7 protein-coding genes and 1 pseudogene are annotated in these 5,016 nt (G+C 62.0%); 1 reads left to right on the top strand and 7 read right to left on the bottom strand.

Annotation, left to right across the window (positions count from 1 at the left end; genetic code table 11):
* Positions 1–106: 106 nt before the first annotated feature.
* The 7 genes from ACGVJ8_RS10305 to ACGVJ8_RS10275 all read right to left on the bottom strand — a co-directional run bounded on the left by ACGVJ8_RS10305 (position 107) and on the right by ACGVJ8_RS10275 (position 4,786).
* Complete coding sequence (locus ACGVJ8_RS10305; protein ID WP_392347823.1) at positions 107–859, bottom strand: pseudouridine synthase; 753 nt, start codon at positions 857–859, stop codon at positions 107–109.
* Positions 856–1,056 (bottom strand): ATP-binding protein, encoded by a 201-nt coding sequence (locus ACGVJ8_RS10300; RefSeq protein WP_392347821.1) that lies wholly within the window; start codon positions 1,054–1,056, stop codon positions 856–858. Before ACGVJ8_RS10300 ends, ACGVJ8_RS10305 begins: the two co-directional genes overlap by 4 nt.
* On the bottom strand, positions 1,049–1,240 hold the full coding sequence (locus ACGVJ8_RS10295) for an ATP-binding protein (protein ID WP_392347819.1): 192 nt from the start codon (positions 1,238–1,240) through the stop codon (positions 1,049–1,051). Before ACGVJ8_RS10295 ends, ACGVJ8_RS10300 begins: the two co-directional genes overlap by 8 nt.
* Positions 1,237–1,689 carry a hypothetical protein gene (locus ACGVJ8_RS10290; protein WP_392347817.1) on the bottom strand — a complete coding sequence of 151 codons (453 nt, stop codon included), beginning with the start codon at positions 1,687–1,689 and terminating at the stop codon, positions 1,237–1,239. Before ACGVJ8_RS10290 ends, ACGVJ8_RS10295 begins: the two co-directional genes overlap by 4 nt.
* Positions 1,690–1,808: 119 nt before the next feature.
* Positions 1,809–2,537, bottom strand: coding sequence for a response regulator transcription factor (locus ACGVJ8_RS10285; RefSeq protein WP_392347815.1), 729 nt, complete (start codon positions 2,535–2,537; stop codon positions 1,809–1,811).
* A 108-nt stretch (positions 2,538–2,645) separates the two neighbouring features.
* Positions 2,646–3,065: a hypothetical protein gene (locus tag ACGVJ8_RS10280; protein WP_392347812.1), complete on the bottom strand. Its 420-nt coding sequence runs from the start codon at positions 3,063–3,065 to the stop codon at positions 2,646–2,648.
* Positions 3,066–3,136: 71 nt separating this feature from the next.
* Positions 3,137–4,786, bottom strand: a complete 1,650-nt coding sequence (locus ACGVJ8_RS10275; protein ID WP_392347810.1) for an ABC1 kinase family protein — start codon at positions 4,784–4,786, stop codon at positions 3,137–3,139.
* 50 nt (positions 4,787–4,836) lie between these two features.
* Between ACGVJ8_RS10275 and ACGVJ8_RS10270 the strand changes: the two are divergent.
* Positions 4,837–5,016: pseudogene (locus ACGVJ8_RS10270) on the top strand (lysine decarboxylase); the annotation flags it as partial.

Here is a 5,016-nt window from a genome sequence, read left to right as displayed (position 1 = left end):
CGCAGCAGCAGCCCCAGATCCTGACGCTGCTGCTCCTGGGCCTCAACCGTGCCGGCATCAGGGCTGGAGCCCTTGCGGGGACGTCGCCACCAGAGTCCTGGACGCTTCAGTCGCATGGGCTGTTGGGCAGATCCATCGGGTCAGCCCGCTCGAGCAAGAGCTTCCATTCTCCCTCGCTTAACCAGATCCAGCACCCCTCAGCCAGATCACCGAGCGACAACCCAGCAATTGCCGTGCGCTGCAGGTCCAGCACCGGATAGCCCAAGGCTTCCGCCATCCGGCGGATCTGTCGGTTGCGACCTTCCCGCAGCTCAATCTCCAGAAGCGAGCGGTCACCCCAAGCCCGCAACCGGCGCACACGAGCGGGGCGGGTCAAGCAACCATCCAGGAGCAGACCCCGACGCCAGCGATCGAGGACCGGCTCCGGTGGCACACCCTTCACCCACACCCGGTAGGTCTTGGCATGGCTGTAACGCGGGTGGGTGAGTTTCAAGGTGAGCTCACCCAAATCGGTGAGCAGAAGCGCGCCATGGCTGTCGGCATCCAGACGGCCAACGGGGTGAAGACCAGCCCGATGCTCCGGGGGCAGCAGGTCAAGCACCGTACGGCGACCCTGCGGGTCATCGCAGCTGCAGATCACACCCACCGGCTTGTTCATCATCAGCACCCGCGTCACACCACGGGAAGGCAATGGCTGACCATCCACACGAATCGTCTGCTGCTGCGGATCGGCCTGGTCGCCAACCCAGGCGACCTGACCATCCACCGTCACGCGGCCGGCCTGCAGCCATTGCTCAGCCCGGCGCCTGGAGCAGAGGCCGGCAGCAGCGATCAGTTTCTGCAGGCGCTGGCGCGTCATCCCAGGGACTCCCGGAGCAGGAGCAGATCCATGCAGGCTCCACCGGCGGGATAGTTGCAGGCTTCGATGCGGCCGCTATGGTTGACGATGATCTGCTGCACGATGGCCAGTCCAAGGCGACTGCCGCTGCGGTTAGAGCGGGAGGGATTCCCCCGATAGAAGCACTGAAACATGCGCGTGAGATCGGTCTCACTCAAGCCAGGGCCATGATCTACGAATACTGAGCAACCAGCCGCCGCTCTGGCGCATGGACACATCAATGCTGCTCTCATCAGGGGAGTAGCGCAGAGCACTGTCGAGAAGGTTGAGCACCGCACGGTGTAAACGGCGCTGATCACCACGCAGGGGACCGGATTCACTGCGGTCCAGCTGCAGCGTCACCCGCCGTTCCTCCGCGATCGGGCCAATGGATCCCCCCAGGCGCTGTCCACCAGATCCTCCGGGGTGAGGGGAGTCTTGAGCTCATGGGCCACATCACTCACCCAGCATTCCTGCTGCTGTTGCTGGGCTTCGAGGGACTGACGGCTCTGGATCAACACCAGCCAGTATTCGTCACTGTCCGGCAGAACAACCGCCTCCAGCGGGGTCCCCTGTTGATCCCATTCACAACGCTGGGAACGAAGCTGATAGCGGCTGCTGAAGATCAACTCCTCCAAGGCAGGAATGTCGAGGACATCCCGGAGCTTCATGCCACGAACCAGGCGATTGGAGGGGATGTGCAGCAGCCATTCGGCCCGGTCGTTGATGTAGGCGATGGAATGATCCGGGGCCAGGATCATCCAGCCCTGGGTGGCCGCATTAATCCAGGCCAGCAGCTGGGGAGCGTTCAAGACGATGAGCGCTCCTTGGGCGTTCGCTTGGACGCCAGGGCACGGCGTCGACGCTGCAATAGAAGCGTGTCCCGATGCCAGCTGCAAAGCAGAGCGCGGCAGAGATCACCACAGCGCCCTCAGCCGAAGCGATACCCGAAGCCGCGAACCGTACGGATCAACTGAGGAGATGAGGGCTCCTGCTCAACCTTTTCCCGCAGCCAGCGGATGTGAACATTCACGGTTTTAGTGTTACCGATGAAGTCGACACCCCAGATTTTCTCCAGCAGCTGATCGCGACTCCAGACGCGCTTGGGGTTCTGAATGAACAGCTCGAGGATCTTGTATTCCTTGGGAGAGAGGGTCAGATCCGTGCCATCCCGGGTGACCCTGCATTCACTGGGAAACAGGCAAAGGTTGGCGTGACTGAAGGAATGCGGTTGAGAGGCCGACGTCTCCGATTGACGGGATCGCCGCAGCAACGCCCTGCAGCGTGCCACCAGCTCGCGCAGCCCAAAGGGTTTGACCAGGTAACCGTCGGCGCCCACCTCCAGCCCGAGCACCCGATCGGTCTCACTGTCACGGGCGCTGATCACCAGGATCGGGGTGGTGGTGTTGATGCTACGGAGCTCGCGGCAAAGATCTAGCCCCCCAAAACCCGGAAGCATCAGATCGAGCACAATCAAATCCACCGGATCTGAACTTTCAGCCGTGATCAGATTGAGGGCTGAGGCGCCATCGGCGCAGGTGAGCACTTCGTAGCCCTCAGAGCGCAGGGCTTCTCCAACGGTTTCCCTGATGCTGTCGTCGTCTTCCACGACAAGAAGTCGACGGGTAGAGACAGCCGCAGACAGGGTTATCACGTCCAATAATAGTGAATGAAATTCATTCTGCCTAGCAGCCAATCCCACTTGAGCAGAATAGCGGCTTCGCTTAAGGGCTCAGATCACGAATGAAACGGCCCGGCGAAACGAAGCTCAGAAGAATTCGTCGAAGTTATCGAAATCAACCGCTTTGAACTTGCCCGCTTCCACCTGCTGCATCAGGCGCTCCAGTTGAGAAAACAAGGCTCCACCGGTCAGCAGCGAGAGCAGCAGGGCCACCAGCAGGGCAGTGCCTGAGGCAAACCCGAAGATCTGAAGGCAGCACCCGATGAACAGGGTCACACCGATGAGGGTGCCGGCGTAGCTGAGGTTGATCTCGGCGGTCCCCAATGGCATCAGGGGGAGCCGGTCCTGTTTCCAGCCATCCAATTTGTTTTGCACCTGACGGCCGAAGGTCAGGCCGCAGAGCACACCCATCAACAGACCAATGCCAGCCAGCAGGTAGGGGGGCTGGGGCAGGGTCATCATCTGGAGCAGCTGCTCAAGCTCCTGGGCGCTGATCTCCTCAGGCATCGACGCCGATCTCAAAGAGCTGAGACCTTAGCGGTGAGTTCGACAATCTCGCTGGAGTCGTGATCTCAGAATCACGCTGCCGCCAGGGGATTGAGACGCTGCAAGAACCCACCGGTCAGACGCCCAGGGCCGAAGGTGCGTCCGAGCAGGTCGACCAGGGCACGTACGTCGTCGGTGTGCAGACGATCGTCACGGATCAGTGTCATCAGCAGACGCTTGCGTAGGTCAGCACCATCTCGGCTGAGCAGCAGCCGCAGGCCTGCCCCGGCCACAGGGATCAGTTCCTTGCCTGGAGCGGGAGCGTCCTGACCCACCACATCCAGCAAATTTTCCAGCCGATCCAGGCGCAGGCGGCCTGATTCATCAAAGATCACCTCGAGCAGCTTCTCGCGCATCTCCCTGGTATCTCCCGCCAGCAGTCGACGGGCCACATAGGGATAGGCCACAGCGATGATCCGGAAGTTCGGATCCAGCCGCAGAGCAAGGCCCTCCTGGCTGACGACGGCCCGGATGATCAGGGCGAAGCGCGCCGGCACCCGGAAGGGGTAATCGAACATCAGCTCCGAAAAACGGTCGGTGATCGCCTTAAAGTTGAACGATCCAACCGAGTCGCCAAGACTGCCGCCGAGCACCTCTTCCAGAGCAGGAATGATCGGCTTGAGATCGGCCGTGGGGCTGAGAAAACCGAGGGATTGGAAGTCCTTGGCCAACCCGGAAAAATCACGATTGATCAGGTGCACCACAGCACCGGTGAGGGTAAGCCGGTCGCTGTCGCTGATGGAATCCATCATCCCGAAGTCGACATACCCCACATGACCGAGATCGCCGGTGCGACCCGGCAGGGCGAAGAGATTACCGGGGTGTGGGTCGGCGTGGAAATAGCCGAACTCCAACAGTTGCTGTAGGCCGCAGATCACGCCGGTGCGGATCAACGCCGTTGGGTCAAGACGCTGGGAACGCAGCTCTTCGCTGTCGCGCATCTTGGAACCATCGATCCAGGTGGTGGTCAACACCCGGGTGGAGCTGAGCATCCGCTCCACCTTCGGGATGTAAACCGCATCGTTATCCGCGAAGAGCGCCGAAAACCGCTCGGCATTGGCCGCTTCCAGGCCGTAATCGATCTCCTCAAATAGGCTGCGGCCAAACTCATCAATGATTCCGCCCAGCCCGAAACCGAGGTTGAGCGGCAGCAGCGGCGCCGTCATCACGCCCAGGGCCCGGATCAACACCAGATCCCGCCGCAGGATGAAGGTGAGATTGGGGCGCTGCACCTTTACCGCAACCCAGTGCTGGCCCTGAAGACGGGCCCTGTACACCTGGCCAAGACTGGCGGCGGCGACTGGCGTGTCGGGAAACTCCTCAAACAACTCCTCCGCCGGGGCGCCGAGTTCCTCGCGGATGCAAGCCAGGGCGGTGGCATGGGGAAAGGCCGGCAGATCATCCTGCAGGCGTGTCAGTTCCTCCAGCCAGTCCCGACGCACCAGATCAGGTCGGGTCGAGAGGGCCTGTCCCAACTTGATGAAGCAGGGCCCCAGACCCGTCAGAGTGTTGAGAATGCGGCGCGCCAGGCCCTGCTGAACGGTGGGGTCGCTGCTGCCTCCACGCAGCAGCAACACCAGCACCAGCCCCGCCAAGGACCACAGCACCTGAACCAGGCGCGGGATGGCGACCCAGGGGCGCAGCAGCAGCCAGCCGAGATCCCGCCCGGGGTCGTAACGCATCGCATCGCGCTGAATACAGAGAGAGACTTTAAGAAGATCAGGCGGATTTGATGGCGCTTCTGCCCCAGCTCACCCGTTGCCTCGGTCAGCCCCTGTTTCTACCGGCCCATGGACGGGGGGCTGCCCTTCCGGATGGACTGCGTCAATTGCTGCGATGCCGCGCTGGCCTCTGGGACCTGCCGGAACTGCCAGCCCTTGGCGGTCCGCTGGAAGCGGACGGCGCCATCGCA

Origin of the sequence: Parasynechococcus sp., assembly GCF_042954245.1 — a bacterium.
Taxonomy (GTDB): Bacteria; Cyanobacteriota; Cyanobacteriia; order PCC-6307; family Cyanobiaceae; genus Parasynechococcus.
The sequence above is the reverse complement of the archived record's forward strand: the minus strand, read 5'-3'. Positions and strand labels throughout refer to the sequence as shown.